A 26799-nucleotide genomic window follows, 5' to 3' on the forward strand; every position below is an offset into this window, starting at 1 on the left:
AGCACTCCAGAACGGGCGCCGCGCTTGCTACGGCGGCGCAAAAGGCCAAATAGCTCTATGACCGGGCCGAGGAGATTCAAGCAAGCGGTGAAGAAGGCGTCGATTCTCATCCTGGCGGGAGCCCTGGGCGGGCTGGGCGCCTGCGGGCCCACGGGGCCGTCCTCGCCGCCGCCCGCGCCGGCCGCCAGCCGCGCGCCCGCCGCCCCGTCGGGATACCTCGCCCCGCCCAGCCTGACGGCCAGCCAGGTGTCCGGCGCCCGCGTCTTCCTGAGCGGACGGGCCGCGCCGGCGGCGCACGTGCGCCTGGCCAGCCCGGACGGCGATGCGATGTTCACCGACGCCGACGCCAAGGGCCTGTGGCGGCTGTCGGTGTCGCAGACGCCCGCGCCGCAGCTCTTCGGCCTGTCGATGACCGTGGACGGCCGCCAGGTGCAGGCCCAGGGCTATGTGCTGGTCACGCCCAAGGGCCGCGCGGCCCTGCTGCGGGCCGGGGCCGGGGCGGTGACGCTGGACCGGGGCGGCGCGCCGCGGATCACGGCGCTGGATTTCGACGCCGAGGGCGGGGCGGTGGTCTCCGGGCTCGCGCCGTCGGACACGCCGATCACCGTCAGCGTCGACGACCGGCAGATGGGCGAGGGGCGCAGCGACGCGGCCGGCCGCTTCAGCATCGTGCTGAGCCAGCCGCTGAGCGCGGGCCAGCACCGCCTGCAGATCTCCGGCGAGTCCTGGGACGCCTCGGCGAACTACAACGTCACCCCCGCCGGGCCGGTGGCTGGCGCGCCCTATCACGGCCGGGTGGAGGGCGAGGACGTGCGGGTGGACTGGATCACGCCGGGCGGCGGGCTGCAGACCACCCTCGTGCGCAACTGAGGCGGAGCAGGACTTGGCCCATTTCCACGCCGCCCACGGCCGGGCGATGTCGACGCCCGGCATGGTCTCGCCGGCCTCGGTGAAGTTCGACTTCTGGACCTCGATGGCCGACCTGTGGCGGCTGGTGATGCGCTCGGGCGCGCCGCAACTGCGCGCGCGGCTGGGCCTGGCGATCGGCCTGGTGGTGGCGGGCAAGCTGGCCGGGGTGGCCGCGCCGGTGATGCTGGGCGACGCCATCAACACCCTGGAGCCGGCGGTGAAGAGCGCGGCCGGGATCGGCGCGGGCTTCATCGGCCTGGCCCTGGCCTTCGCCGGCCTGCGGTTCGTGGCGGCCTGCGCCCCGTTCGCCCGGGACGCGGTGTTCAACGCGGTCTCGCAGGCGACCCTGGCGCGGGCGGCGGTGGAGGCGTTCGACCACACCCTGGCGCTGTCGCTGGACTTCCACCAGGGTAAGCAGACCGGCACGCTGGCGCGCGTGATCGACCGGGGCGCGCGCTCCACCGATTTCCTGATCCGCAGCGTCGCCTTCAACCTGGGCCCCACGGCGGTGGAGCTGGTCATGGCCATGGCGGTGATGACCCTGAAGCTCGACTGGCGCTTCGCGCTCGCCGCCTTCCTGACCATCGTGGTCTACACGGTCGTCACCTTCCGCATCACCGATTGGCGGCTTTCGCACCGGCGCGAACTGAACGAGACCGACTCCCACGCCGCCGGCCTGTCGGTGGACGCGCTGATGAACTACGAGGCGGTGAAGACCTTCGGCGCGGAGGCACGCACGGTGAAGGCCTACGCCGACGCCATGGCCCGCTTCGTGCGGGCGGCGGTGAAGTCGAACACCTCGCTGTCGCTCCTGAACTCGGTGCAGTCGCTGGTGCTGAACATCGGCCTGGCGCTGATGGCGGTGATGGCCGGGCTGGAGGTGATGGACGGGCGCATGCGCATCGGCGACGTGACGACGGCGGTGCTCTTGCTGATCGGCGTCTACGGGCCGCTGAACATGCTGGGCTTCAACTACCGCGAGATCCGCCAGGCCTTCATCGACATGGAGCAGATGGTCACGCTCACCGCCGAGCCGCCGGGCATCGTCGACGCGCCGGCCGCGCGCGACCTGCCGCCGGCGACGGGCAAGGGGGCCGAGGTGGTGTTCGACCACGTGGGCTTCCGCCACGACGCGCGCTCGACGGGCCTGGCCGACGTCAGCTTCACGGCCGCGCCGGGCTCGACGGTGGCGATCGTCGGCCCCTCGGGGGCGGGCAAGACCACGGCCGTGCGCCTGGCGCTGCGGCTGATCGATCCGCAGGAGGGGCAGGTGACGATCGACGGGGTGGACCTGCGCAAGGCGACCCAGGCCTCGCTGCGGCGGGCGGTGGCGCTGGTGCCGCAGGACGTGGCCCTGTTCAACGACAGCCTCTACGCCAACATCGCCTTCGCCCGGCCCGACGCGCCGCCGGCCGCCGTGCGCGCGGCGGCGGACGCGGCCGAGCTGGGCGGCTTCATCGACAGCCTGCCGGACGGGCTCTCCACGCGGGTGGGCGAGCGGGGGCTGAAGCTGTCGGGCGGCGAGCGCCAGCGGGTGGGCATCGCCCGCGCGCTCTTGGCCGACCCGCGCGTGCTGATCCTCGACGAAGCCACCAGCGCGCTCGACGGGCGCACGGAGGAGGCGATCCAGGCGACCCTGCGCAAGGTGCGGGGCGGGCGCACCACCCTGGTGGTGGCCCACCGGCTCTCGACCATCGTCGACGCCGACCAGATCATCGTGCTCAGGCGCGGGCGGGTGGTGGAGCAGGGGACCCACGCCGAGCTCCTGGAGAAGGCCGGGGAATACGCGGCGCTGTGGCGGCGGCAGACGCGGGAAAGCTGAGGTCTGTTCAGCCGCCGCGACGTCCTGCGGGTACTTCGGTGACAGCTTATTCCTGTCCCGATCCTCGGACCGTCTTCGCCCGGCTGGTCCGGGCGATCCAAGCGGCCGCTCGGCTTGGGTCCCCCGGATCGGCCTTCGCCCGACCGGAGGATGACGGCTGCAGAGACGATCGCGCGCTCGGGCCTGGAAATAGGATTGGCGGCGATGCCGGCGAACGACCCTTAGCGGACGTTTGTCAAGAGGACGTGCCTCGCGCTTGAGACGGCACAGGGAACTGCACGCCACGCGCTTCCAGCATGGCCTTCACCTTGGCGCGTTTGGGTTCAAGGTCAGGCCGAATGGCACGGACTTGAACGTGCGCCCCTAAATTCGATAAATCGTAATTATAACCGCGGTCCAACAGTTCTGCGAGCTTGTCGTACTGTGCCATATCCGCCGCAAATATAGAGATGGTATTGTATGTCCCGTAAACGCGATTGATGTCCGCGCCCGCTTCCAGGATCGCATAATAATTCGCCCACTTGTCGTCGTGAATGCCCATGGACATTGCCGACATAAGGGCGCTCCTTTCGCTTTCTTTTGATCCAGCGTTGGGATCGCCACCGTGATTCAAAAGCGCCTTCAGTATCTCCACAGGTTCTTGCGCCGCGGCATAGACCACAGAAAAATCGCCACCCAGCAATTGGTTGGGATTGGCGCCGCCATCCAACAGCGCCTCTACGCCGCGCAAATTTCGGCAACGTATCGCCCAGAGCAGCGGAACAGCTCTTTCGTTGCCCACCGCGTTGGGGTTGGCGCCGGCCGCGATCTGACGGGCCACGGTCTTCTCGTCCCCTGAACAAGCAGCCTTTGCCAGGGCCGCCACCTTGGGATCAGGGAACAGTTCGCTGGCGGATCTACCGTTGATTTTGCGTTCCATAGATGCCGCAGGCTGTGTGCAACCCACAATCACCGAGGCGGCCACGACGGATAGGATGACGACTATGCGTTTCATGGGACCGTTAAGCATTCTCAATGCGAGACTAGGCTGCTCTCAGCGGGATGATCAATATCGGCCCACTACCCTTGGCCGACACTTGGGACGCGCGGTGTCCGGCCCGGCGGCTGACGCGCCTTTAGCGCCCGCCGCCGCGCCTATTCCGCCGCCTTGCCGAAGTCGCCGCCCACGACCGGCGCGCCCTTGGCCCGGCGGGGCGGGAAGAGCCGCCGCCAGAGCTTGCCGAAGCGCTCGGAGTAGACCTTGGGCGCGGCGAGGAGCACCGGGGTGAGCAGGAGGGTGAGGAGGGTGGCGAAGGACAGGCCCCAGACCACCGCGCCGGAGAGCTGCACCCACCATTCGGAGCCCGGCGCCTTGTACTCGATGTGCGCGTTGCGGAAGTTCGGGTGGATCTGGAACATCAAGGGCAGGAGGCCGACCACCGTGACCAGGGTGGTCAGCATCACCGGGCGGAACCGCTGGACGGCCGCGCGCATGGCCGCCTCGTCGGCGGCGTAGCCCTGGTGGCGGAGCTGGTAGAAGGTGTCGACCAGCACGATGTTGTGGCCCACCACCACCCCGGCCAGGGCGACGACGCCGGTGCCGAGCATGATGATCGAGACGTAGTCGAAGGTGTGAGCGAGGTTCACCTCGACGCCGAGCAGCACGCCGACGGTGGAGAGGATCACCGCCGATAGGGTGACGAACACCCCGTAGAAGCTGTTGAACTGCCAGAGCAGGATCAACATCATCAGGAACAGCGAGGCGGCCATGGCCGTGACGAAGAAGGCGGCGGCCTTCTGGCCCTCCTCGTCGGCGCCGGTGAATTTCCAGGTCACGGCGGGGTCGATGTCGGCCTTCTCCAGCCAGGGGCGGAGCTGGGCGATCTTCTGGTTGGCGGCCACGCCCTCGACGGTGTTGGCCTGGATCAGCACCAGGCGCTGGGAGTTGCGGCGCTGGATGGTCGAGACCTGCTGGGCGGGCACGCGCTGGACGAAATAGCTGGCCGGCACGGGGCCGAGGGCGGTGGGCACCTTCAGGCTCTCGAAGGCCGAGATGTTGCGCGCCTCGGGCGGGAAGCGCATGCGGATGTCGACCTCGTCGTCGGCGTCGTCGGGGCGGAAGCGGCCGACCAGCACGCCGTTGGTGACGAACTGGATCGCCTGGCCCACCGACAGGACGTCGGCGCCGTAGCGGCCGGCGGCCACGCGGTCGACGGTGAAGTTCCACTCGATGCCCGGCGAGGTGCGGTTGTCCTCCAGCTCGATGAGCTGGGGATCGGCGGCGAGCTTGGCCTTGACCATGTCGGCGGCCTTGTTCAGTGCGACCGGATCGTGGCTGAGGAGCTGGACCTGCACGTCCTTGCCGGTGGGCGGGCCGCCCTGGGGCTCGCGCACCTCGATCTCCATGCCCGGCATGTGGCCGACCCGGTGGCGGATCTCGTCGGCGATGTCCTTGCCGCGCAGCCCCAGGACCAGTCGCTCCTCGTAGGGCTCGAACTGCATCTGGATGCGGCCGATGGTGTCGTTGGGCGCGGCGTTGGGCCCGCCGCCGCTGTCGCCCGAGCCCGAGCGCACGTACATCGACTTGACGCCCTTGATCCCCTGCAGCCGGCCCTCGACCTGGCGCACCAGCACGTCCTGGGCCTCGGGCGAGAGGTTGCCGCGGGCCTTGACGTAGACCCGCACCCATTCGGGGTCCTGGCGCAGGAAGAACTCGGTGGGCCGGCCGTGGCCGAACAGCACGACGATCGTCACCACCACCGCCAGGCCGGCGGCCAGGGTGCGGGTGGGGTGGCGTCCCATGACGTCGATCGCGCGGGCGTAGCGGCCCATGAAACCGCTCATCTGGCGCGGATCGCCGTGCTCGGACTTCTCGATCTCGGCCAGGTGCTCGGCGTCGACGGCGGCGGCGCGGCCGAACACCGAGCCGAGGGCCGGGGTGAAGATCAGCGCGACGAAGATCGACGCGCCCAGCACGAAGAACAGGGTCAGCGGCAGGAAGCTCATGAACTTGCCGGCCACCGAGTTCCAGAACATGAACGGCAGGAAGGCGCAGAGCGTGGTCAGGGTGCCGTTGACCACCGGCCAGAACATGCGCTTGCCGGCCGCGGCGAACGCCTCCTCCTTGGTCAGGCCCTCGGCCATCTTGCGGTCGGCGTACTCGACCACGACGATGCCGCCGTCCACCAGGATGCCGACCGCCAGCACCAGGCCGAACATGACCATCTGGTTGAGGGTGACACCCATGGCGTTGAGCATCAGGAAGGCCAGCATGAAGCAGGCCGGGATCGCCGCGCCGACCATCAGCCCCTGGCGCACGCCCAGGCTGGCGATGATGATCACCATGACCAGGATGGTGGCGCTGATCAGCCCCGATTCCAGCACCACCAGGGTGCGGCCGATGAAGTCGCTCTCATCGTAGGTGTAGTCGACCTTGATGGTGTCGGGCCAACGCTTGGACTCCTCGGCGACGACCTGGCGCACCTCCTTGACCGTCTCCAGGATGTTGGCGCCGCTGCGCTTGGCCACCTCCAGCGAGAACGCCCGCTGGCCGTTGAAGCGAGTGATGTAGGTGGGCTCCTTGAAGGTGCGGCGCACGTCGCCGATGTCGCCGACGGTGATCACCCGGTCGCCGCTCTTCTTGATCGGCAGGGCCAGGATGTCCTTCGGCTCCTCGATGACGCCGGGCACCTTGACCGCGAAGCGGCCCTGGCCGGAACGCAGGTCGCCGGCCGGCACGAGCTGGTTGTTGCGGCTGATCACCTGGGCGAGCTCGCCGGTGGTGACGTTGTAGGATTCCATCCGCACCGGATCGACGGTGACCTCGAGCAGCTCATCGCGGGCGCCGTTGAGATAGACCTCCAGCACGCCGGGGGTGGCCTCCAGCCGCTCCTGCAGGCGGCGGGCGACGCGGTACATCTCCCGCTCGGGCGCGGCGCCGGACAGCACGACGCCGATGACCGGGTCGCCGCTGGTGTTGGCCTCCTGGATGATCGGCGGCAGGGCGTCGGGCGGGAACTTGCCGCGGGCCTGGTCGACCTTGGCCCGCACGTCCTCCAGGGCCTTTTCCTTGTTGAAGTCGGCCTCGAACTCCAGGGTCACCACCGCCGAACCCTGGTGGGCGACGGCGTTCATCTCCTTGATGCCCTCGATGCTCTGGAGGGCCACCTCCAGGGGCTTGATCAAGAGCCGCTCGCCGTCCTCGGGGCTGACGCCGGGGTAGGGGACGACCACGGAGATGTAGGGGATGTCGATGTTCGGCTGGGATTCCCGGGGCATGCCGAGGTAGGCCAGCACGCCGAACAGGCTGGCGATCAGGGCGACGCCGAGCACGACCTTGCGCCGTTTGATCGCGCCGTCGATCAAGGATCCGATCATGCCAGCCTCCCAGGGGCCGCGCGGGGTTCATCCGCCCGCCGCGCGCCCGCAATCGCTTCAACCAGGCCGCCGCCGCGTCAGTTCGCTGCGGCCACCCGAACCCTCTGGCCCTCGCCCACGTAGGACTGGCCGACCGTGATGACCCGCGTGGGGCCGTGCAGGCCGCGCACCCAGATGCCCTCGGGCGTCTCCTCCAGCACCGTCACCGGGGCGAAGCCCACCGTCTGGTCGGCCTTGACGAAGCGCACGCCCTGGCGGCCGGCGGCGTCCAGCACCAGGGCCGAGACCGGCACCAGATGCGCCGGGCCGACGCCGGCGCGGATGCGGATCTCGGCCGACAGGCCCGAACGCGCGGTCAGGCGCGGGTTCTGAGCGATCACCTCGACGTGGTAGGTGCGCGTCTGGGCGTCGGCGTCGCGGGCGGCGTAGCGCACCTTGCCGGAGAGCTTCTCGCCGGAGACCAGGGTGGCGACGGCCGGCGCGCCGACGGCGAACTGGCCGGCCTCGGTCTCGGGCACGTCGCCGACGATCAGGATCGGGTCGAGTTCGATCACCGTGCCGCAGGTCTGGCCGGGGCTGAGGTAGGAGCCGACCTCGACGTTGCGGTTGGTGAAGACCCCGTCGAACGGGGCGCGGATGTTCACCTGGTCAAGGGCGATCTCGGCCTGGCGCACGGCGGCGGAGGCCGAATCCAGGCTCGCCTGGCTCTGCAGCACCTGGGTCTGGGAGCGATAGCCCTTCTTGGCGAGCTCGACGGTGGCCTGCTGGGTCAGCTCGCGCGAGCGCAGATCGGCCTTGGCCTGGTCGAGGGTGGCCTGGCGGGCGTTGACCTCCAGCCGGCACAGGGTCGCGCCCTTGCGCACGAAGGCGCCCTCGACCGCCGGGGTCGCGGCGACCACGCCGGCGGTCTCGGAAGCGACGGCGACGGTGCGGGCGGACTCGGTGCGCCCGCGCAGCACCACGTCGTACTCGTGAGCCACCTCGGGCGTCAGCTTCGCCTGGACGGTGGTCGCCTGGGGCGCGGACTTGGCCGCGGCGCGCGCCTCCTTCGGCCGGGCCGCGCCGAACAGCGCGCCGATGATGAAGAACAGCGCGACCGCGCCGATCAGGCCGATGGCGACGACGGTTGACGACTTGAGCCGCATGATCCCCCGATCCTGACGCGGGCCGGCCGCAGCCCGCCTGACGCGCTCCATCCCCCCGACAATTTTGGAACACCGGTTCTGGTGGCGCGGGCCCTCCAGGGCAAATGAAATCGCGGACAGGAAGCCGATCGCGCGCAAGTTGCGCCCATCGGGCCGCACAGGCGGAAAGAGGCTTGCGCCGGCGCGCGGACATGCCCAAGTGCGCGCGCAAGGAGGCCGCCACCGATGAAATACCTGCACACCATGGTCCGCGTCGCCGATCTCGACGCCTCGCTCGACTTCTATTGCAACAAGCTGGGGCTGCGCGAAGTGCGCCGGTTCGACAATCCGGGCGGACGCTTCACCCTGGTGTTCCTGTGCGCCCCCGAGGACGTCGGGCGCGCCGCCGAGGACATGGCGCCCCTGGTGGAGCTCACCTTCAACTGGGATCCGGAGGCCTACGGCGGCGGCCGCAACTTCGGCCACCTGGCCTATGCGGTGGACGACATCTACGAGACCTGCCAGCGGCTGATGGACGGCGGGGTGACGATCAACCGGCCGCCGCGCGACGGGCACATGGCGTTCGTGCGCTCGCCGGACGGCATCTCCATCGAGCTGCTGCAGGCCGGCGAGTCCAAGGCGCCGGCCGAACCCTGGGCCTCGATGCCCAACGTCGGCGTCTGGTAGGCCGCCGGCCCCGGAAAGCCTTGTGAGCGGGGACTGACGGCGCCAGTCTTCGCCCATGACCTCGACCGGGACCACGCGTCGAGGCGCCGCCGAGCGCAATCGGCCGCCGTTCTGGCGCCTGCTGCTCATTGCGCTGGGCCTCGCCGCGGCTGCTGCGGCGGCCGCGCAGGCGCGCGGCCGCGAGGCGGTGGTGCTGCGGCTGGACGGGGCGATCGGGCCCGCCAGCGCCGACTATGTCGTCAAGGGACTGGAGAAGGCCGCAGACCAGGGGGCGGCCGTGGTGGTGCTGGAGATGGACACGCCCGGCGGGCTGGACGTCTCCATGCGCCAGATCATCCGCGCGATCATCTCCTCGCCGGTGCCGGTGGCGGCCTATGTGGCGCCCGGCGGGGCGCGGGCGGCGAGCGCCGGAACCTACATCCTCTACGCCAGCCACATCGCCGCCATGGCGCCGGGCACCAACCTTGGCGCGGCCACGCCCGTGCAGATCGGCGGCCTGCCTGGGCTGACGCCGGGCGCGCAGCCCGAGCCCGCCGCCGAGCCGGCCCAGCCGGGGGAAGGGCAGGCGGGCGCCGAGCCGCGCGCGCCGCCGGCCGACGCCATGGAGGCCAAGATCACCAACGACGCGGCGGCCTATATCCGCGCGCTGGCGGGCCTGCGCGGGCGCAACGCCGACTGGGCCGAGCGGGCGGTGCGCGAGGCCGCGAGCCTGGACGCCGAGGCCGCGCTGAAGGCGCATGTGGTCGACTTTGTCGCCAGCGACGTCGGCGACCTCCTGGCCCAGGCCGACGGGCGCACGGTGAGCGTGCAGGGCGCGCCGCGGGTGCTGCACACCAGGGGGCTTTCCGTCGAGACCCGGGCGCCGGACTGGCGCCACGGCCTGCTGGCGGCGATCGCCAATCCGAACGTCGCGCTGATCCTGATGATGGTCGGGGTCTATGGCCTGCTCTTCGAGTTCCTGCATCCGGGGGCGATGGCGCCGGGGGTGATCGGGGCGATCTGCCTGATCGCGGGGCTCTACGCCCTGGCCATGCTGCCGGTGAACTACGCCGGCCTGGGGCTGGTGGTGCTGGGGCTGGCGCTGATGGTCGCCGAGGCCTTCGTGCCCTCGTTCGGCGCCCTGGGCGTGGGCGGGATCGCCGCCTTCGTGCTGGGCGCCCTGATCCTGTTCGACACCGGCGCGCCGGAGTTCCGCGTCTCGGTGGCGCTGATCGCCGGCCTGGCCGCCGCCAGCCTGGGCTTCATCCTGTTCGTCGCGCGCCTGGCGATCGGCGCGCATCGGCGCAAGGTGGTCTCCGGGCCCGAGGAGATGATCGGCTGTCCGGGCGTGGTGCAGGACTGGAACGGTCTGGAAGGCCACGTGTTCGCCCATGGCGAACGCTGGCGCGCGACGGCCGAGCGGCCCCTCAAGACGGGGGACAAGGTGCGCGCCCGGGCCCTGAACGGGCTGACCCTCACCGTCGCCCCGCAGGACTAGCCGTCAGGAGACGCCGATGCTGACCGACCTCGCCTTCTACATGCCGATCCTCGTCGTCGCGCTGGTGATCCTGGCCGCGGCGATCAAGATCCTGCGCGAGTACGAGCGGGGGGTGGTGTTCACCCTCGGCCGCTTCACCGGCGTGAAGGGGCCGGGGCTGATGCTGCTGGTGCCGCTCGCCCAGCAGATGGTGAAGGTGGACCTGCGCACCATCGTGCTGGACGTGCCCAGCCAGGACGTGATCTCGCACGACAACGTCTCGGTGCAGGTGAACGCTGTGCTCTATTTCCGCGTGGTCGACCCGGAGAAGGCGACGATCCAGGTGGAGAACTACCTGCAGGCCACCAGCCAGCTCGCCCAGACGACGCTGCGCTCGGTGCTGGGCAAGCACGAGCTGGACGAGATGCTGGCCGAGCGGGACAAGCTGAACGCCGACATCCAGGAAATCCTCGACGCCCAGACCGACGCCTGGGGGATCAAGGTGGCCAACGTCGAGATCAAGCACGTGGACATCGACGAGAGCATGGTGCGGATGATCGCGCGCCAGGCCGAGGCCGAGCGCGAGCGGCGGGCCAAGGTGATCACAGCCGAGGGCGAGCAGCAGGCCGCCCAGAAGCTGCACGAGGCCGCCGTGGTGCTGGCCAAGCAGCCCGAGGCGATGCAGTTGCGCTACCTCGGCGCGCTGCAGGCGATCGCCACCGACCGCACCAGCACCATCGTCTTCCCGTTCCCGCTGGAGGCGGGCGAGGTGCTGTCGGCCATGCGGGCGGCGCGCAAGGACGGCTAGGCGCAGGTCAGACCTGGCGCAGCCAGACCTCGCCGATGGAGTGGTCGGCGCGCTTGCGCAGCACCACGTTGGCGCGCTCGCGGGTGGGTAGGATGTTCTGCAAGAGGTTGGGGCGGTTGATGTCGCGCCAGATGCGCCGGCCGGCCTCGGGCGCCTCGGTCGGGTCGAGGTTGCGCATGTGGTGGAAGTAGGATTCGCCCTGGCGGAACACCGTGCGCTGCAGGAGCACGAAGCGCTCGACGTACCAGCGCTCGATGTCGGCCTCGTCGGCGTCGAGGTAGAGCGAGAAGTCGAAGAAGTCGGAGACGATGGCCGAGGGCGGCCGATCCACGCCGACGCCGGTCTGCAGAACGTTCAGCCCCTCGAAGATCAGGACGTCGGGATGCTCGACGACCTGCCGCTCGTCGGGGACGATGTCGTAGGTGACGTGGGAATAGACCGGCGCCTCGACGTGGCCGGCGCCGGCCTTCACATCGGACAGGAAATCGACCATGCGGCGCAGGTCGTAGCTCTCCGGGAAGCCCTTGCGCTGCATCAGGCCGCGCGCCTCCAGGTCGGCGTTGGGGAAGAGGAAGCCGTCGGTGGTGACCAGCTCGACGCGCGGATGCTCGGGCCAGCGCGCCATCAGCGCCCGCAGGATGCGCGCCAGGGTGCTCTTGCCCACCGCCACGCTGCCGGCGATGGCGATGACATAGGGACCGCTGGCGGCGGGCCGGCCAAGGAAGGCGTCCTTGACGCCGACGAGGCTGCGGGCGGCGGCGACGTGCAGGTTCAACAGGCGCGACAGCGGCAGGTGGATGTCGACCACATCCTCCAGCGAGACCTTGTCGTTGACGCCGCGCAGGCTGGCCAGGTCCTCTTCCGACAGGGTGAGCGGCGTGGCGGCGCGAAGCCGGGCCCAGGCTTCCCGGTCGAAGGTGAGATAGGCGTCGGCGTGCATGCTGGGCCTCCCTGCCGCCCTGGCGCGGGCCGCCGCGACCGACCTGCCACAGAGCTGGGCGGGGCGCCAGATTGCGTTACGTCAACGCGGCCGGCCGGGGCGGCGGCGAAAAGACTTGCGATCGGGCTGTTCAAGCGCCGACTTTAGGCGGGCGCGGGCCGGACGGCCCAGGCCGGGGAGGCAAGGCACATGGATCATCCCGCACCCTCGTCGAACGGACCCGGCCGCCCGGCAGTGGCCCGCGCGTCGCTGGGCGTGATCCTGACGCTGGTCGGCTCGCTGACGCTGTGCCTGCTGGTGTGGATGTCCAACAGCGGCGCGGCGCTGGCGCAGAAGCTGATGTTCGCCATGGGCCTGGCCCTGACCAGCCTGGTGTCGGCTACGGCCCAGGCGCTGGTCTTCGCCGGGCTCTGGCTGCTCTGGCGGGCGGTGCATCACCGCGAGCAGGACTAGGCGCGCGCGGGGCGGGCGAGGCGGCGGCGGACTGTCTCGTCGATCAGCTTGAACGCCAGCCAGCCGACGAAGAGGGCCGGCACGATCGCCGCGAACAGGATGTTGTGGCCCAGCAGCGACGGGCGTCGTGCGCGGACGATGTCGCCGACCATCTCCAGCAGCGGCCCGTGCGTCGCATAGAGCGGATAGGAGATCTCCCCCAGCAGGATCGCCAGGCGCGGCGGCTCGCCGGTGGCGGAGGCTCCCGCGAGCAGGACGAACGGCATGACCATGGCGATGACGAAGACGTCCCACCAGGCGATGGGCAGCCGTACGGCGAGCGCGGCGACGAGCATGACGGGCGAGAGCAGGGCGACCAGCCTGGGCAGGCGCCAGCGGGGCTCGAGCCTGTAGGCGAGGCACCCCACGGTGAAGCCGAACAGCACCCTGGCCAGGCCGCCGACGAAGGACGGCCATTCCCATCCGATGTCGGCTGAGCCGTAGCGCATGACGCAGGCGGCCAGGGCGACGAACGCTCCAGCGCAGAAGACCGCCAGCCATCGCGTGGGCAGCCGGACGAGGCAGCTCGCCCAGAACGCGTTGGCGATGAATTCGAGGAAGAGCGACCAGAGCGGGCTGTCGCCCACGAACAGCTTCCACTCGGTGTTCCGGCTGCGCCAGAAGACCGGCAGCAGGAGGAGATTCAGGGCGACGCCCAGGACGACGAGACCCGTCGGGTCGCTTGCGCCCGGGTTCAGCTTGGAGTGGACGAACAGGTAGAGCGCGCCGATGAGGACGCCGGCCGCCGAAATCGGCACCAGCCGCGCGGCCCGGCGCGCCAGGAACGCGGGCAGGGCGGTCTCGCCGAGCAGCTTCCGCTCATAGGCGTGCGAGAGGACGAACCCGCTGAGCATGAAAAAGAAGTCCACGGCCAGGTAGCCGCGGGGGAAGATGTTCCCGCACTGCAGGATCGTATGGCAGTGATAGAGCACCACCGAGACGGCGGCGACGCCGCGAAGGGCGTCCAGCGTGGCGTAGCGGCGCCGGTTCAACCGCGCCTCCCGAGCTCGCGGAAGGCCGCGACGAGGTGGTCGAACGCGGCGCGCACGCGCGGGACGTTGCGCAGGTCCTCGTGGGTCACGATCCAGGTGTCGAGCTCGCCGACGGCGAGGTCGGGCAGGACCGGCTCGAGCCGCGGGTCGGCGAGGCCGGCGGGCCGCTGAATGGCGGCGATCCCGAGGCCCGCCCGCGCGGCGGCGAGCTGGGCCGGGTGGCTGTCGGTGCGCACGACGAACCGTTCGCGGCCGACGCCCGGGAAGAAACGGGCGGCGAAGGCCAGGTCGGCCCGGGCGCGGTCCGAGCCGATCAGGTCGTGGGCGGCCAGGTCCTCCAGCGTCGCGGGCCGGCCGCGCCGGGCCAGATAGTCGCGGCTGGCGAACAGGCCGAGGGGAATGGCCGGCGCCTTGCGCGCCACCAGGGCCTCCTGGGCCGGCGGGTGCATGCGCACGGCCACGTCGACCTCCTGCTCCAGCAGGTTGGCCGACTCGTTGCTCAGCACGACCTCGACGATCAGGCGGGGATGACGCTCGCGCAGCGCGGCGAGCATGGGCGGCAGCACCTCGACGCCGACGAACTCGGAGACGCTCATGCGCACGACGCCGGCGACCTCGCCCGGCGCGGCCGAGGCGGCGCGCACGAAGGCTTCGGAGGCGCGCGCCATCGCCCGGGCCGAGGCGCCGAGCGCGCGGGCCTGGTCTGTGGGCGTCAGGCCCCTGACCGAGCGGGTGAAGAGCGCTGTGCCGAGGGCGGTCTCCAGCGACGCGATGCGGGCGCGGATGGTCGGCTGGGCCACGCCCATGCGCCGGGCCGCGCCCGACAGGCTGCCTTCCTCCAGCACGGCGAGGAAGGCGCGCTGGTCGTCCCAGTCGATCCGATCGCTCATAAATTTCGTACTAGCTGCTGAACCCTCTTCGACAATTCCTTTCAGGGCTCGCGCCGTCCACCCTTTTCGCAATGGATCGAAAGGAGATCGGACATGAGAGAGGCGAAGACGGCGCTGGTGCTGGGCGCGACCGGCGGGATCGGCGGCGAGACGGCCAGGGCCCTGCTGCGGCGCGGCTGGAAGGTGACGGCCATGGCGCGCAAGCCCGAGGCGCGGCGCCTGCGGGCGGGCGACCCGCTGGCCGGCGCGACCTGGGTGAAGGGCGATGCGATGAACGCCGCCGACGTGCGGCGCGCGGCCGAGGGCGCGCAGGTGATCGTCCACGGCGTCAATCCGCCCAGCTATCACAACTGGGGCGGGCTGGTGCTGCCGATGATCGACAACACCATCGCCGCGGCCAAGGCGGCCGGCGCGCGGGTGGTGCTGCCCGGCACGATCTACAACTACGGGCCGGACGCCTTTCCCGACCTGAAGGAGGACTCGCCGCAGGATCCTGTGTCGGAGAAGGGCCGCATCCGCATGGAGCTGGAGCGGCGGCTGGAGGCGGGCGCCCGCGAGGGCGCGCCGGCGCTGATCGTGCGCTTCGGCGACTTCTTCGGCGCGGAGGCCGGCAACAGTTGGCTGAGCCAGGGCATGGTCGCGCCGGGCAAGCGGCTGGGCGCCATCAGCTATCCGGGCGATCCGGGCGTCGGACACGCCTGGGCCTATCTGCCGGACGCGGCCGAGGCGATCGCGCGCCTGCTGGACCGGATGGATGAGCTGGAGCCGTTCGCCAGGTTCCACTTCGCCGGGCATTGGGACGCCGACGGAACGGCGCTGACGCAGGCCATCGCCCATGCGGTGGGCCGGCCGGCGACGAAGGTGAGGGCGATCCCCTGGCCGCTGATCGGCTTGGCCGGCCCGTTCCAGGAGACCCTGCGGGAGCTCTACAAGATGCGCTACCTGTGGAAGACGCCGATCCGGCTCGACAACGAACGGCTGGTCGGCTTCCTCGGCGAGGAGCCGCACACGCCGCTGCCGCAGGCCGTGCGCGCGACGCTGCAAGGGCTGCGCGTGAGCTGAAGGCAAGACCGGCGATGTGGGGGGCGTGAAGCGCGCGGACGCCGTCCGCGCGTCTTCCGAATGGCTCCCCGGGCAGGACTCGAACCTGCGACCCGGCGGTTAACAGCCGCCTGCTCTACCAACTGAGCTACCGAGGATCACCGTCGGAGGCCGGGCGTATACTGCGCGTCGGGCGGGCGCGCAACCCGCCGTGCACGGCCTTTTGTCGCGTCGGCGCCGATGGGCGGCCTAGAAGCCGGCTTCCTTGCCGTTGGGGCGGCCGTCGACGATCTGGTCCAGATATTCGCTGAGGCCGTAGCCGACCTGATCGCCGCAGCGGTACTCGGTCATGCCCTCGGTGATGCGGGTGTTGAGCTCGGTCCCGTCCGGCGCGGTGCGGCGGTTGCGCAGGGGAATCAGCGACAGCACCCGGCCGGTGACCTCGTAGCGCTTGCCGCCCTCGGTCGCGATCTTGGCGCGCAGGGCGGTCTGGTAGCCGGCCTCGTCCCAGTCGCTGTCGATCCGGCACTCGGTGATCAGGTCGTAGACGCCGTCGCGGAACACCATGCCGCCCTCGCGCACGCCGCCTTTGCCGTCGCCGATGGTGGACAGCATCATGCCGAAGTCGCGGCCGAAGTTCATCGGGCACCAGCGGTACCATTCGATGGCCTGCCAGTGGCGCGGGCCCCAGGACTTGTCGCGCAGGCCGAAGCCGGAGATCTCGAATCGCTCGTCGCCGACGGTGAAGACCCCGCTGGCCGCGCAGTGCTGCTCGTAATGGGCCTTGGCGAAGGACTTCTCCGGGTCGATCTCCAGGGACGAGCCGTCGGCCTTCACCGTCTCGCCGCCGTACATGGGCGAGACGCCCTCGTAGTCGAACGCGAAGCTGCAGGGCACGCTGGGATTGTCGCGGTAGGCGGCCTTGGGATCGGCCATCTGCGCCGGCTCCTTCAGCAGCAGCGCCTTGCCCGAGAAGCTCGCCCTGAGTCGCTTGAAGGGCTCGACCACCTCGACCTTCAGGCCCCCGGCGTTCATCTCGCGATTGTGCTCGATCTTGGGGCGGCCGAACATGAAGGCGATGCGCCCATCCGGCAGGTAGAGGCAGACGCTGACCTCGGCGTAGCCCTCGTTGGGCCGGTTGCCGATGCGGAACCAGCCGCCCGTCTTCTTCTTCGGGTCGAAGACGTTGAAGTACATGCTTTCGTTGTAGTTCTTCGCCTCGCCCGGATCGTGCGGAAACTCGTCCTGCGGCTCCAGGCGCGTCTTGAAGCCCGCTTTCGCCTTGGCCATCGCGCGTCTCCCTTGCTCTTGCTTGGAAGAAGGGTAGGGCGCTTGACGCCGGGGCCGACAAGCCCGGCGGGGCGGGAAAAAAAGAGCCCGGCCGAAGCCGGGCTTATCAAAGTCGGTGATGGTGGGGTGTCTTCGGAAGAAGACAAGGCGAGCCTCGCGCCACATGGTTAACGAGCTGTTAATCGCGTCTCGCGGCCCGACGAAGATTTTACGAAACCTCGGCTAGCGGCGGACCGCGTCGGTGCAGCGCTCGCGGGCGACGGCGAGGATCTCGTCGGCCAGCGGGCTGTCGTCGGACAGGGCGCGCGACAGCGCCATCGCCCCGGCCATGCGGGTGAAGAGGTCGATGGCGGCGGCCCGCCCGTCGTCGTCCCGCGGCAGCCTCTCGGCCAGGGACTGGAGTATCCGCTCAAGGCCCTCGGCGAACACCTGCTTGACCGCCTGCGGCTGGCGCGCGGTGTCGCCGCCCAGGGCCGCGGCCGGGCAGGCGCGGCCGGGGGCGCGGCGGGCGGCCTCGGAAAGGTAGCCGGCGATCAGGGTTTCCAGGTCGCCGGCCCTGGCGCGCTCGGCGTCCATCTGGCGGAAGGCCGCGTCCAGCGCCTCGGCGGCCAGGGCGTCTTTCGACGAGAAGTGATTGTAGAAGCCGCCGTGGGTGAAGCCGGCGGCCTTCATCAGCTCGCCCACGGCCACGCCGTCGAAACCGCGCTCGCGGAACAGACGGGAGGCCGCGGCCACCACCTTGTCCCGGTTCTCCTGCGCCTGGGCCCGGCTGATCCGCATGGCGACCTCATTTGCTGATGATCATCATCAATAACGCGTGATCGCGCGGCGCGCAACGGCTGGGGCGGCTTGACCGGCGCTTTTCGATGATGATCGTCATCATTGTGTAGCGGCCGGGCGGATCCGGCCGCGCTGACGGGAGAGGCTCATGCCGCTTTGGAAAATCTATCACCCGCCGGGGGCGTTCAGCCTGGAGGACAAGAAGGGGCTGTCGGCCGACATCACCGCCCTCTACCGGCGCCTGCCGAGGTTCTATGTGGGCGTGGTGTTCCACGCCGTGGAGCCGCAGGACTTCTGGGTGGGAGGCGAGGCGCGGGACAACTTCGTGCGCATCTGGATCGACCACATCGCCCGCACCATGCCGACGCCGGAAATCCGGGCGATGGCGATCAGGGCCTTCGACGGGGCGCTCAGGCCCTACATCGCCGACAAGGGCCTGGACTGGGAGTTCCACATCGACGAGACGCCGTTCGACCTGTGGTCGATCCAGGGACTGCGGCCGCCGCCGCCCGAATCGGAGGCGGAGAAGCGTTGGATCGCCGAGAACCGGCCGAGCGCCTACGAGGTCTAGGGGCGCAGGCGGGGGGGCGCGAAGGCCGCCCCCCGGCCGGGCCTCAGCCGTGCCGCGCCGGGATCGGCTGGGTGTATTCGCCGCCGCCGGCCTCGGCGTCGGCGAACGCCTTCTTGCGCGGGCCCAGGTAGCCGAACAGGTAGGCGGCCACCTTGCGCATCTGGATCTCCTCGGAGCCCTCGGTGATGCGGTAGCGGCGGTGGTGGCGGTAGATGTGCTCGAAGGGCTTGTGGCGCGAGTAGCCGATGCCGCCGTGCACCTGCATGGCCCGGTCGGCGGCCTCGCACACCAGGCGGTTAGCCCAGTAGTTGCACATGGAGACCTTGTCGGAGATCTCCTTCTCGATCTGCTTGTGCTCCATGCGGTCCATCTGCCAGGCGGTCTTGCGGATCAGAAGGCGCAGCATCTCGGCCTGGGTGGAAAGCTCGACCAGCGGCCACTGGATCGCCTGGTTCTCCGACAGCGCCTTGCCGAAGGGTTTGCGGGCGCGGGCGTACTTGACGCTCTCCTCGATGCAGAAGACCGCCGCGCCCAGGGAGGAGGCGGCCTGACGGATGCGGTTCTGGTGCACGAAGCTCTGGCCGATGCCCAGGCCCCGGTCGATCTGGCCCCAGTAGCTGTCCTCCGGCACCCAGACGTTCGTGAAGCTCACCCGCGGGTGGTCGGTGGGCATGTTGAAGGTCCACAGATACTCTTCGACCTTCACGCCGGGGGTGTCGGCAGGGACGATGAAGCAGGTGATGCCGAGCGCGTCGCCGTCCTCGCCGCTGGTGCGGGCGAAGACCATGCAGTGGGTGGCCACGTGCATGCCGGTGGACCACATCTTCTCGCCGTTGATCAGCCAGCCGGGCTGGCCGTCCCTGTCCTGGCGGACGGCGCGGGTCTCCATGAAGGTGGCGTCGGAGCCGTGGTTGGGCTCGGTCAGGCCGAAGATGGTGCGCATCCTGCCCGACAGCAGCGCCTCGGAGTCGCGCTCGTACTGGGCGTTGGTGGCGAACTCCTTGAACATCAGGATGAAGGGGTTGTTGCCGACGATCGAGTGCTCGTTCTGCAGGTCGTTGAACAGGCCCAGGCCCTTGGCGGCCAGGTGTTCGCGGATCACCGCCATGTCGAGGTTCGAGCCGCCCTTGCCGCCCATCTCCTTGGGCCAGGCGTAGCGGTAGTGGCCGGCCTCGTCGGCCCGGCGGCGGGCCTCGGCCAGCAGGGCCTCCCACTCGTGGCGGGGCAGGCCGTCGCGGTCCCAGTCGGTGCGGGCCCATTCGCGGCGGTGGTCGAAGAAGCGCTCGTTGTCGTCCTGGGCCTGCAGCGGCTTGATCTCGGCCTCGATGAAGGCGTCAAGCTCGGCCAAGTAGGCCTCCAGTTCCGGCGGCAAATTGAAATCCATGGCGCGTCCTCGGCACGATCTGATTTTATGATTTCATGTAATTCGGCATTTACAGGACGGCGCAAGACCTTCCACAAGAAAGTAATATGAACGGCACGAGCTTACCCAGGGTAAGCCAATGCACGACATGGGAGGTTCACGTCGCGTAATGAACGACGTCGTTGCAGAGGGATTGGCGAGACTGGCGCCGCGCCTGGCCGGAGAGGGGGCGCGGCTGGACGGGCCGAGCCGCCTGTCGGCCGGCGCCAGCATGGAGACCTGGGCCTTCGCCTATGACGGGCCGGACGGGCGGCGCGAGCTGATCCTGCGCCGGCGGCCGGGCGGCGCGCCGGCGCAGGACGCCGACGGGCGGGCGGTTCCGCTGCGGGTGGAGGCGGCGCTGATCCAGGCGGCGGCGGCCGGCGGGGTGCCCGCGCCGCCGATCGTCCACGTCTGCGGCGAGGCCGACGGCCTGGGCGAGGCCTATGTGATGGGGCGCGTCGAGGGCGAGACCCTGGGGCGCAAGATCGTCTCCGATCCCCGCTTCGAGGCGGTGCGGCCGAAGCTGGCGCGCCAGTGCGGCCAGGTGCTGGCGCGCATCCACGCCACGACGCCGCCTGACGGCGCGGGCCTGCGCACCGCCGACGCCGTGGCCGAGCTCGACAAGTACGAGGAGATCTACCGGGCGAGCGGCGCGGAGCGGCCGATCCTGGAGCTGGCCTTCCGCCATCTGCGCCAGCGCGCGCCCGAGCCCCTGGCGCCGGTGCTGCTGCACGGCGACTTCCGGAACGGCAACCTGATGATCGACCCGCAGGCCGGGGTGGTGGCGGTGCTGGACTGGGAGCTGCCGCACCTGGGCGATCCGGCCGAGGACCTGGGCTGGCTGTGCGTGAACTCCTGGCGGTTCGGCCGGCCGGACCGGCCGGTGGGCGGCTTCGGCGACTACGCCGACCTCCTGGCCGGCTACGCGGAGGCGGGCGGGCGGCCGATCCCGCTGGAGCGCGTGCTCTACTGGCAGGCCCTCGGCTCGCTGAAGTGGGGGGTGATGTGCCTGATCATGTACATGAGCGGCGCGACCAACAAGGAAGCCGGCGTCGAGCGCGCCGTGATCGGCCGCCGCGTGAGCGAGACCGAGATCGATATCGTCAGACTGTTGGAGCGCGGCCTGTGATCACCCACCCCACCGCCGTCGAACTCGTCGACGTGGTCGCCCGCTGGATCGACGGCGTGCGGCCGAACCTGTCCGGACGGGACGCCTTCATGGCCCGGGTGGCGGTCAACGCCCTGGGCATCGTCAGCCGCGAGCTGAGGGAGGGACCGGCCGCAGAGGCCGCCGCCGTCGCGCGGCTGGCCGAGCTGCTGGGCCACGAGGGCGGCTTCGCCGAGCTGAACGCCGAGCTCTGCGGGCGGCTGCGCGCAGGCGAGATGGATGCGGCCACGCCCGGCCTCCTGGCGGCGCTGGAGGCCGGGGCGAGCGCGCAGATCGCCATCGACCAGCCGAACTATCGGCCCGAGGAATCCTGACGCCAGCGTCACCAAGGCTTGAGCAACGCCGCGTAACGCTGTCTTGTTGCGACGGGCCGGCGCCTGGCGCCGGCGGCGGAGGAACACCCATGGCTGCTAACAAGGCGCACGACGTCGCCTCGATGACCGCGATCCTCAACCGGCAGAAGGCGGCGCACCTGGCGCAGGGCGCGCCGAGCGCCGAGACGCGGATCGACCGGATCAACCGCTGCATCTCGCTGCTGATCGACAACCGGCGCGCCATCGAGGACGCGCTGAACACCGACTTCGGCTCGCGCTCGCGCGAGGCGACGGCCTTCACCGACATCGCCGGCTCCATCGGCCCGCTGAAGCACGCCCGCGAAGGCGTGCGCAAATGGATGCGGCCGGAGAAGCGCAAGACGACGCCGGCGATTCTCGGCCTGTTCGGCGCCAAGGCCGAGGTGCGCTTCCAGCCCAAGGGCGTGGTGGGGGTGATCAGCCCCTGGAACTTCCCGGTGAACCTGACCTTCGGCCCACTGGCCGGCATCCTGGCGGCGGGCAACCGGGCGATGATCAAGCCCTCGGAATACACGCCGGCCACCTCCGAGCTGATGGCCAAGATGTTCTCCGCCGCCTTCGACGAGACCGAGATCTGCGTGATCACCGGCGGGCCGGAAGTGGGCCAGGCGTTCGCCGGGCTGGCCTTCGACCACATGATCTTCACCGGCGGCACCTCGATCGCCCGCCACGTGATGCGCGCGGCGGCGGACAACCTGGTGCCGCTGACCCTGGAGCTGGGCGGCAAGAGCCCGGTGGTGATCGGCAAGTCGGCCAACATGGAGACCGCCGCGGCGCGGATCATGAACGGCAAGACCCTGAACGCGGGGCAGATCTGCCTGGCGCCGGACTATGTGCTGACGCCGAAGGAGAGCTTGGAGGGCTTCATCGGCGAGGCGCAGAAGGCCGTGACCCGGATGTTCCCGACGATCAAGGACAACCCCGACTACACCGCCATCATCGCCCAGCGGCACTACGACCGCATCAAGAGCTATGTGGACGAGGCGCGCGCCAAGGGGGCGCGGGTGATCGAGATCAAGCCCGAGAACGAGGACCTGAGCCAGCAGGAGCACCGCAAGATCGCGCCGACCCTGATCATCGATCCGAGCGACGACATGAAGGTGATGCAGGAGGAGATCTTCGGGCCGGTGCTGCCGGTGAAGACCTATTCGGGCGTGGACGAGGCGATCGGCTACATCAACGCCCACGCCCGGCCGCTGGGGCTCTACTACTTCGGCGAGGACGCGGCCGAGCAGGAGAAGGTCTTGTCGTCGACCACCTCGGGCGGGGTGACGGTGAACGACGTGATCTTCCACGTGGCCCAGGAGGAGCTGCCGTTCGGCGGCGTCGGGCCCGCCGGCATGGGCAGCTACCACGGCCATGACGGCTTCCTGGAGTTCAGCCACAGGAAGTCCGTGTTCAGCCAGATCAAGAAGGACATCGGCCCCTTGCAGCAGCTGCGCCCGCCCTACGGGCCCGGCATCCGCAAGTACCTGGATGGGCAGATGAAGGGCTAGAGCGAAATCCGTTTCGATTGAAACGGATTTCGCTCCAGACTCCTTGAATTTAGAGCGTTTTCTACGCCGAACCGGCATCCGCCTCGGCGGAAAGTGCTCTACGCCGACTTCGGCTTGCGTTCCGGCCGCTCGGCGGCCGGGGCGGCCGGGGCGGCCGGGGCGGCGAGGGGGAAGTCGCGCGGGTGCACGAACTCGCGCCGGTACCAGGGCGCGCGCTCCGGGTCGAAGATGGACTTCAGCCAGTCGACCACGGCGCGGATGCGCGCCGACTGGCCCACGTCGCGGTGATGCACCAGCCACAGCTTGGCCGCCGGCAGGGGATTGACGTCCAGCATCACCAGCGACGGCTCGACCGCCATGATCGCGGTGGGCAGGGCGCCGATGCCGACGCCGTTCTTGACGGCCTGGACCACCACGGCGCTGGAATTGGTCTCGATCCGCTTCTTGGTGAGCGTCTGGAAGGCGATGGCCTTCTCGCCCCAGATCTCCTTCTGATGGGTCTGGGCCACGTGGTGGACGTAGGGGTGGCTCAGCACCTCGACCCCGTCGCTGGGCGCGCCGTAGAGGTCCAGGTACTCGCGCGAGGCGAAGAGCGCGTAGTGGACGTGGGCGATGGTGATGCCCACGGCGTCGGCGTAGGCCGGCTCCGAGAAGGTGAGGGTCAGGTCCGCCTCGCCCTCCAGCGGCCGGTCGGGCCACAGGCCGCAGTCGACCACCAGGTCGATGCCCGGATTGGCCCGCAGGAAGGCGGGCATGTGCGGGCTGATGAAGAAGCCGGCCAGGCCGTCGGGCGCGGCGAGCTTCACCCGGCCCTCGGGCAGGCTCTCGGCGTTGGAGACCTCCAGCTCGAGCGCCTCGGCGGTCTGCTGCATGGTGCGCACGCGCTGGTAGGCGGTCACGCCCGACTGCGTCAGCGTCACCCCGCGCGGGCCGCGGATGAACAGGCTGACGTTGAGCTGGCGCTCCAGCTCGTCGATCGTTCGGGTCACGGTGGAGGGATTGAGGCGCAGCTCGCGGGCCGCGGCGTTGAAGCCGCCGGTTTCCGCCACCGCAAAGAACACGCGCAGATGAGACCAATCCGCTCGGCGCCGAGCGATCTTCGTCATGTGTGACCCCAGCAAATTCGCCTTCACCCTATTGCAAAGTTCGCGGGCGCCCAAGCGTGTCTCGCAAGTCTAGCCACGTCTTCCTGCGACATCCGCGGGAGACTTGCCATGAGACCAGCCAAGACTTCGCCGGCCTTTGGACCGGTCGTCAGCAGAATCCGCCGCGAGCTGGCGGCCTACGACCTGATTCCCGCCACCGCGCGGGACATCGCCGAGGCGCGGGATTTCGCCGCCGACCTGATCGGGCCGGCCATCGTGTCGGCCGAGGCCCTGCAGCGGGTGCACGAGCGGAGCGGGGCGGGCCTGTTCCTGGCGCGGGAGGAGGGGACGCTGACCGGCGTGCTGGCCTTCGTGCTGCTCAATCGGGCCGGGCTGGACGCGGTTTGGGCCGAGACCTTCGAGGCGGTGGACCCGGCGGCCTCGCACGTGAACGCGGCCGGTGAGGATCCGGCGGCGCTCTACGGCTGGGGCGTGGCGGCGACCACCAAGCCCAGCGCCGCGCGCCTGATCGAGGGTGCGCGGGCCATGTGGGCCGGCGCGGTGATGGGACTGCCCTATTTCGCCCGGCCGACGACGCCGAAGGGCGAGCGGCTGATGCGCGAGCGGCTGAACTTCGAGGACTGTCCCGGCTCGACCACGGGCCTGGTGTGGCTGCCGCCGGACCGCGTGCGCAAGGAGGCGGCATGACCGTGCAGAGCGATCCCATGCGGCCCAACGCCCCCCGCTACGAGGTGCGCGTCGCGCGCACGCTCAACGACCTCATGCAGGTGCAGACCGTGCGCTCGCTCGTCTACATGGGCGACCAGGACTGCCCCTACGAGGAGGAGTTCGACGGCAACGACCTGGCCGGCGCGACGCACCTGCTGCTGCGCTACGGCGCCGAGCCGGTGGGCGTGGTGCGCATGCGCTGGTTCGGCGACTTCGCCAAGATGGAGCGGCTGGCCGTGCGCAAGGAGCACCGGGGCGGTCCGGGGCTCCTGATGCTGTCGCGCGCGGCGTTCGAACTGGCCGCGCGCAAGGGCTACCGCAAGCTGATGGGCCACGCCCAGGTGCGCGGCGAAGCGTTCTGGAAGCGCTACTTCAAGGGCCGTCCGCGCACCGACCGGCCGCGCTTCTCCTTCTCCGACTACGACTATGTGGAGATCGAGTTCGACCTGGCGCCGCCGGCCGACGCCATCGGCCTGGACACCGATCCGTTCGTGCTGCTGCGCCCCGAGGGCGACTGGGACCGGCCGGGCGTGCTGGAGGCGCGCGCGGGGCTGAACGACGCCAGGGAGCTGGCGGCTTGAGCGGCCCGGCGATCACCGCCCTGGGGGCGCGCCCGCGCCTGCTGGTGTGCCTGGACCTGGTGACGCCGCCCGCGGCGTCGGACGGGGAGGCCGTCGACAACGCCTTCGTGCGCAATTGCCGGCGGGTGCTGGAGCACGCCCGCGACCGCGGCTGGCTGGTGGTGCACGTGCACGACGCCAAGGCCTTCCCGACCAGCGCCCGCTGCATCGAAGGCCTGGAGCTGCTGCCCAGCGAGCCGCTGTTCCACCGCCTGGGCGTTTCGGCCTTCTCCAGCCCGGAGTTCCGCGCCCTGGCGCGGGCCAACCCGCAGGCCGAGCTGGTGATCGTGGGCGCCTCGCTGGACTCGGCGTGCCTGGCCACGGCGCTGGCGGCCTTCGACCGCGGCATGGCGGTGACCCTGGTCAGCGACGCGGTGTCGGTCAGCCCGAAGGAGCGGGAGGGCCTGGAGGGGCTGGAGCTGATCGTGCGGGCCCTGGCCGAACCCTTCGTGCGGTTCGTCGGGGTGGACGGTCTGCTGGAGCGTGGTCGTAAATTCGTCGTGATCGAGGGCGGGGCGGCGCCGCAGCGGCGCGCAGCGCCCTAATTCGCGCAACACCCCCATTGCGCTTCCGTTTAGGCTTGGCCTTGGCTAGGGTTTACGCGTGCGCCGCATCCGGCGCGGCGGCTCAAGCGGCGAGATCCTGACCATGCCCGACTCCGATCGCAGCGACCCTATCGACGTGGCCGTCGGGTCGCGGATTCGCGTGCGGCGGCAGGCCTTGAAGATCAGCCAATCGGCGCTGGCCGACGCGCTCAACCTCAGCTTCCAGCAGATTCAGAAGTACGAACGCGGCGCCAACCGGGTGTCCGCCTCGATGCTGGTCAAGATCGCGCGCAAGCTGGAATGCTCGGCCGCGGCGCTGCTGGGCGAGACCGAGGCGCACGCCGGGGACGCCGAATTCCTGCAACTGCTGTCGGCGCCCGGGGCGGTGGACCTGCTCACCGCGTTCAGCAAGATCTCCGACCCGGCCGTGCGCTCGGCGGTGATCAGCGTGGCGCGCGGCCTGGCCAACAACGGCTCGCGCTGCAAGGTCGGATAACGCCGCCGCCAGGCCGGCGGCGACGTTTCACGAACCCTGTTCGGGACGCCTGGAGGCCAGGCGTCTCCTCTTCAGATCAGGCGCTCTTGGCGCGGCCGCGACGGCGGGGCGCGGCGTCGTCGGCCGGCTTGCGGCCCAGGCCGAGCGACTTGGCCATGGCCGAGCGGGCCTCGCTGTAGGTGGCCGCGACCATCGGATAGTCGCGCGGCAGGCCCCACTTGTCGCGATACTCTTCCGGCGTCAGGCCGCGGGTCGACAGATGCCGCTTGAGCGTGCGGTAGGCCTTGCCGTCTTCGAAGCTGATCAGTGCATCGGGCGTGATCGACTTGCGCACTTGCGCGGGCGTCAGCTTAGGCGCGGCGGGTTCTTCTTGAACCTCGACGGGCGCGGCAGTCTCGGCCACGGAAACGCCGGTCAGGCTCGAGGCGATTTGCTGGATCACGAGTGGAATGTCGGTGGGCGAAACGTGCGTGTTCGAGAAGTAGGCCGCTGCGACATCGGCAACGAGTTCACGCAGGCGGTCATTGTCTTCGGTCATCATCGCACCTTCGATTTCTGGACTCCGATTTGCTGGCGATAGGCCCGACGCCAAGCTGCTGCAAGATTAATTTCCCCGTACCGTAAAAGACGACATCTTGTGGTTGCTCGCCTTCAAGGCGTGCGCGTTGCAGTGATCTTTCAGATAGTCGCGGCGTGCGATTTTCGCCGTTCGGGCAGGCGCCGAAGCCTCGTCGAACGGCGGCC

The 26799-nt window shown here is 70.1% G+C and carries 26 protein-coding genes and 1 tRNA gene; 15 read left to right on the forward strand and 12 right to left on the reverse strand.

Going from position 1 to position 26799, the window contains the following annotated elements; genetic code table 11:
• The first annotated feature begins 87 nt into the window (after positions 1-87).
• Together ACE3TA_RS01785 and ACE3TA_RS01790 are read left to right on the forward strand one after the other, a co-directional pair.
• Positions 88-870, forward strand: a complete 783-nt coding sequence (locus ACE3TA_RS01785; protein WP_374569981.1) for a hypothetical protein — start codon at positions 88-90, stop codon at positions 868-870.
• Between the two features lie 13 nt (positions 871-883).
• Positions 884-2731: an ABC transporter ATP-binding protein/permease gene (locus ACE3TA_RS01790; RefSeq protein ID WP_374569982.1), complete on the forward strand. Its 1848-nt coding sequence runs from the start codon at positions 884-886 to the stop codon at positions 2729-2731.
• A gap of 235 nt (positions 2732-2966) precedes the next feature.
• On the opposite strand, the gene ACE3TA_RS01795 is transcribed toward ACE3TA_RS01790, so the two are convergent.
• From ACE3TA_RS01795 to ACE3TA_RS01805, 3 genes are all read right to left on the reverse strand, one after another.
• On the reverse strand, positions 2967-3725 hold the full coding sequence (locus ACE3TA_RS01795; RefSeq protein ID WP_374569983.1) for an ankyrin repeat domain-containing protein: 759 nt from the start codon (positions 3723-3725) through the stop codon (positions 2967-2969).
• Positions 3726-3865: 140 nt separating this feature from the next.
• On the reverse strand, positions 3866-7087 hold the full coding sequence (locus ACE3TA_RS01800; RefSeq protein ID WP_374569984.1) for an efflux RND transporter permease subunit: 3222 nt from the start codon (positions 7085-7087) through the stop codon (positions 3866-3868).
• Positions 7088-7164: 77 nt separating this feature from the next.
• Positions 7165-8232 (reverse strand): efflux RND transporter periplasmic adaptor subunit, encoded by a 1068-nt coding sequence (locus ACE3TA_RS01805; protein WP_374569985.1) that lies wholly within the window; start codon positions 8230-8232, stop codon positions 7165-7167.
• A gap of 225 nt (positions 8233-8457) precedes the next feature.
• Here ACE3TA_RS01805 and ACE3TA_RS01810 point away from each other — a divergent pair, with 225 nt between their 5' ends.
• Genes ACE3TA_RS01810 through ACE3TA_RS01820 form a run of 3 tightly spaced genes read left to right on the forward strand, consistent with a single transcriptional unit; the run spans position 8458 to position 11162 of the window.
• Positions 8458-8898: a VOC family protein gene (locus ACE3TA_RS01810; RefSeq protein ID WP_374569986.1), complete on the forward strand. Its 441-nt coding sequence runs from the start codon at positions 8458-8460 to the stop codon at positions 8896-8898.
• A 55-nt stretch (positions 8899-8953) separates the two neighbouring features.
• A complete protein-coding gene (locus ACE3TA_RS01815; protein WP_374569987.1) occupies positions 8954-10375 on the forward strand; it encodes a nodulation protein NfeD in 1422 nt (473 codons plus the stop codon).
• 16 nt (positions 10376-10391) lie between these two features.
• Entirely contained in the window at positions 10392-11162 is a 771-nt protein-coding gene (locus tag ACE3TA_RS01820; RefSeq protein WP_374569988.1) for a slipin family protein, read from the forward strand.
• 7 nt (positions 11163-11169) lie between these two features.
• Here ACE3TA_RS01820 and coaA read toward each other — a convergent pair whose 3' ends face one another.
• Positions 11170-12102, reverse strand: a complete 933-nt coding sequence (gene coaA, locus ACE3TA_RS01825) for a type I pantothenate kinase (RefSeq protein WP_374569989.1) — start codon at positions 12100-12102, stop codon at positions 11170-11172.
• Between the two features lie 189 nt (positions 12103-12291).
• On the opposite strand from coaA, the gene ACE3TA_RS01830 reads away from it, so the two are divergent.
• Positions 12292-12555: a hypothetical protein gene (locus ACE3TA_RS01830; RefSeq protein ID WP_374569990.1), complete on the forward strand. Its 264-nt coding sequence runs from the start codon at positions 12292-12294 to the stop codon at positions 12553-12555.
• Here the strand turns inward: ACE3TA_RS01830 and ACE3TA_RS01835 are convergent.
• On the reverse strand, positions 12552-13586 hold the full coding sequence (locus ACE3TA_RS01835) for an acyltransferase family protein (RefSeq protein ID WP_374569991.1): 1035 nt from the start codon (positions 13584-13586) through the stop codon (positions 12552-12554). The two genes, ACE3TA_RS01830 and ACE3TA_RS01835, sit on opposite strands and share 4 nt — an antisense overlap.
• Entirely contained in the window at positions 13583-14476 is an 894-nt protein-coding gene (locus tag ACE3TA_RS01840; protein ID WP_374569992.1) for a LysR family transcriptional regulator, read from the reverse strand. Before ACE3TA_RS01840 ends, ACE3TA_RS01835 begins: the two co-directional genes overlap by 4 nt.
• A 93-nt stretch (positions 14477-14569) precedes the next feature.
• Here ACE3TA_RS01840 and ACE3TA_RS01845 point away from each other — a divergent pair, with 93 nt between their 5' ends.
• Entirely contained in the window at positions 14570-15538 is a 969-nt protein-coding gene (locus ACE3TA_RS01845) for an SDR family NAD(P)-dependent oxidoreductase (protein WP_374569993.1), read from the forward strand.
• 61 nt (positions 15539-15599) lie between these two features.
• Here ACE3TA_RS01845 and ACE3TA_RS01850 read toward each other — a convergent pair.
• The 3 genes from ACE3TA_RS01850 to ACE3TA_RS01860 all read right to left on the reverse strand — a co-directional run bounded on the left by ACE3TA_RS01850 (position 15600) and on the right by ACE3TA_RS01860 (position 17587).
• A tRNA-Asn gene (locus ACE3TA_RS01850) sits at positions 15600-15675 on the reverse strand.
• A 91-nt stretch (positions 15676-15766) separates the two neighbouring features.
• A complete protein-coding gene (locus tag ACE3TA_RS01855; RefSeq protein ID WP_374569994.1) occupies positions 15767-16807 on the reverse strand; it encodes a hypothetical protein in 1041 nt (346 codons plus the stop codon).
• Between the two features lie 222 nt (positions 16808-17029).
• Complete coding sequence (locus ACE3TA_RS01860; protein ID WP_374569995.1) at positions 17030-17587, reverse strand: TetR/AcrR family transcriptional regulator; 558 nt, start codon at positions 17585-17587, stop codon at positions 17030-17032.
• A 148-nt stretch (positions 17588-17735) separates the two neighbouring features.
• On the opposite strand from ACE3TA_RS01860, the gene ACE3TA_RS01865 reads away from it, so the two are divergent.
• Complete coding sequence (locus ACE3TA_RS01865) at positions 17736-18158, forward strand: tautomerase family protein (protein ID WP_374569996.1); 423 nt, start codon at positions 17736-17738, stop codon at positions 18156-18158.
• 43 nt (positions 18159-18201) lie between these two features.
• Here the strand turns inward: ACE3TA_RS01865 and ACE3TA_RS01870 are convergent, their stop codons facing one another.
• Positions 18202-19542 (reverse strand): acyl-CoA dehydrogenase family protein, encoded by a 1341-nt coding sequence (locus ACE3TA_RS01870; RefSeq protein ID WP_374569997.1) that lies wholly within the window; start codon positions 19540-19542, stop codon positions 18202-18204.
• 148 nt (positions 19543-19690) lie between these two features.
• On the opposite strand from ACE3TA_RS01870, the gene ACE3TA_RS01875 reads away from it, so the two are divergent.
• From ACE3TA_RS01875 to ACE3TA_RS01885, 3 genes are all read left to right on the forward strand, one after another.
• Complete coding sequence (locus ACE3TA_RS01875; protein WP_374569998.1) at positions 19691-20692, forward strand: phosphotransferase family protein; 1002 nt, start codon at positions 19691-19693, stop codon at positions 20690-20692.
• Positions 20689-21045: a DUF6285 domain-containing protein gene (locus tag ACE3TA_RS01880; RefSeq protein WP_374569999.1), complete on the forward strand. Its 357-nt coding sequence runs from the start codon at positions 20689-20691 to the stop codon at positions 21043-21045. The genes ACE3TA_RS01875 and ACE3TA_RS01880 overlap by 4 nt, the downstream gene beginning before the upstream one ends.
• Positions 21046-21134: 89 nt before the next feature.
• On the forward strand, positions 21135-22580 hold the full coding sequence (locus ACE3TA_RS01885; RefSeq protein ID WP_374570000.1) for a coniferyl aldehyde dehydrogenase: 1446 nt from the start codon (positions 21135-21137) through the stop codon (positions 22578-22580).
• 98 nt (positions 22581-22678) lie between these two features.
• On the opposite strand, the gene ACE3TA_RS01890 is transcribed toward ACE3TA_RS01885, so the two are convergent.
• Complete coding sequence (locus tag ACE3TA_RS01890) at positions 22679-23686, reverse strand: LysR family transcriptional regulator (RefSeq protein ID WP_374570001.1); 1008 nt, start codon at positions 23684-23686, stop codon at positions 22679-22681.
• Positions 23687-23794: 108 nt separating this feature from the next.
• Between ACE3TA_RS01890 and ACE3TA_RS01895 the strand changes: the two genes are divergently transcribed.
• Genes ACE3TA_RS01895 through ACE3TA_RS01910 form a run of 4 tightly spaced genes read left to right on the forward strand, consistent with a single transcriptional unit; the run spans position 23795 to position 26055 of the window.
• Positions 23795-24373 carry a hypothetical protein gene (locus tag ACE3TA_RS01895; protein WP_374570002.1) on the forward strand — a complete coding sequence of 193 codons (579 nt, stop codon included), beginning with the start codon at positions 23795-23797 and terminating at the stop codon, positions 24371-24373.
• Positions 24370-24975: a GNAT family N-acetyltransferase gene (locus ACE3TA_RS01900; RefSeq protein ID WP_374570003.1), complete on the forward strand. Its 606-nt coding sequence runs from the start codon at positions 24370-24372 to the stop codon at positions 24973-24975. The genes ACE3TA_RS01895 and ACE3TA_RS01900 overlap by 4 nt, the downstream gene beginning before the upstream one ends.
• Complete coding sequence (locus ACE3TA_RS01905) at positions 24972-25559, forward strand: isochorismatase family protein (RefSeq protein WP_374570004.1); 588 nt, start codon at positions 24972-24974, stop codon at positions 25557-25559. The genes ACE3TA_RS01900 and ACE3TA_RS01905 overlap by 4 nt, the downstream gene beginning before the upstream one ends.
• 58 nt (positions 25560-25617) lie before the next feature.
• Entirely contained in the window at positions 25618-26055 is a 438-nt protein-coding gene (locus tag ACE3TA_RS01910; RefSeq protein WP_374570005.1) for a helix-turn-helix domain-containing protein, read from the forward strand.
• Between the two features lie 76 nt (positions 26056-26131).
• Here the strand turns inward: ACE3TA_RS01910 and ACE3TA_RS01915 are convergent, their stop codons facing one another.
• Positions 26132-26596, reverse strand: a complete 465-nt coding sequence (locus ACE3TA_RS01915) for a MucR family transcriptional regulator (RefSeq protein WP_374570006.1) — start codon at positions 26594-26596, stop codon at positions 26132-26134.
• Between the last annotated feature and the right edge of the window lie 203 nt (positions 26597-26799).

It is taken from the genome of Phenylobacterium sp., assembly GCF_041916435.1.
Taxonomy (GTDB): domain Bacteria; phylum Pseudomonadota; class Alphaproteobacteria; order Caulobacterales; family Caulobacteraceae; genus Phenylobacterium.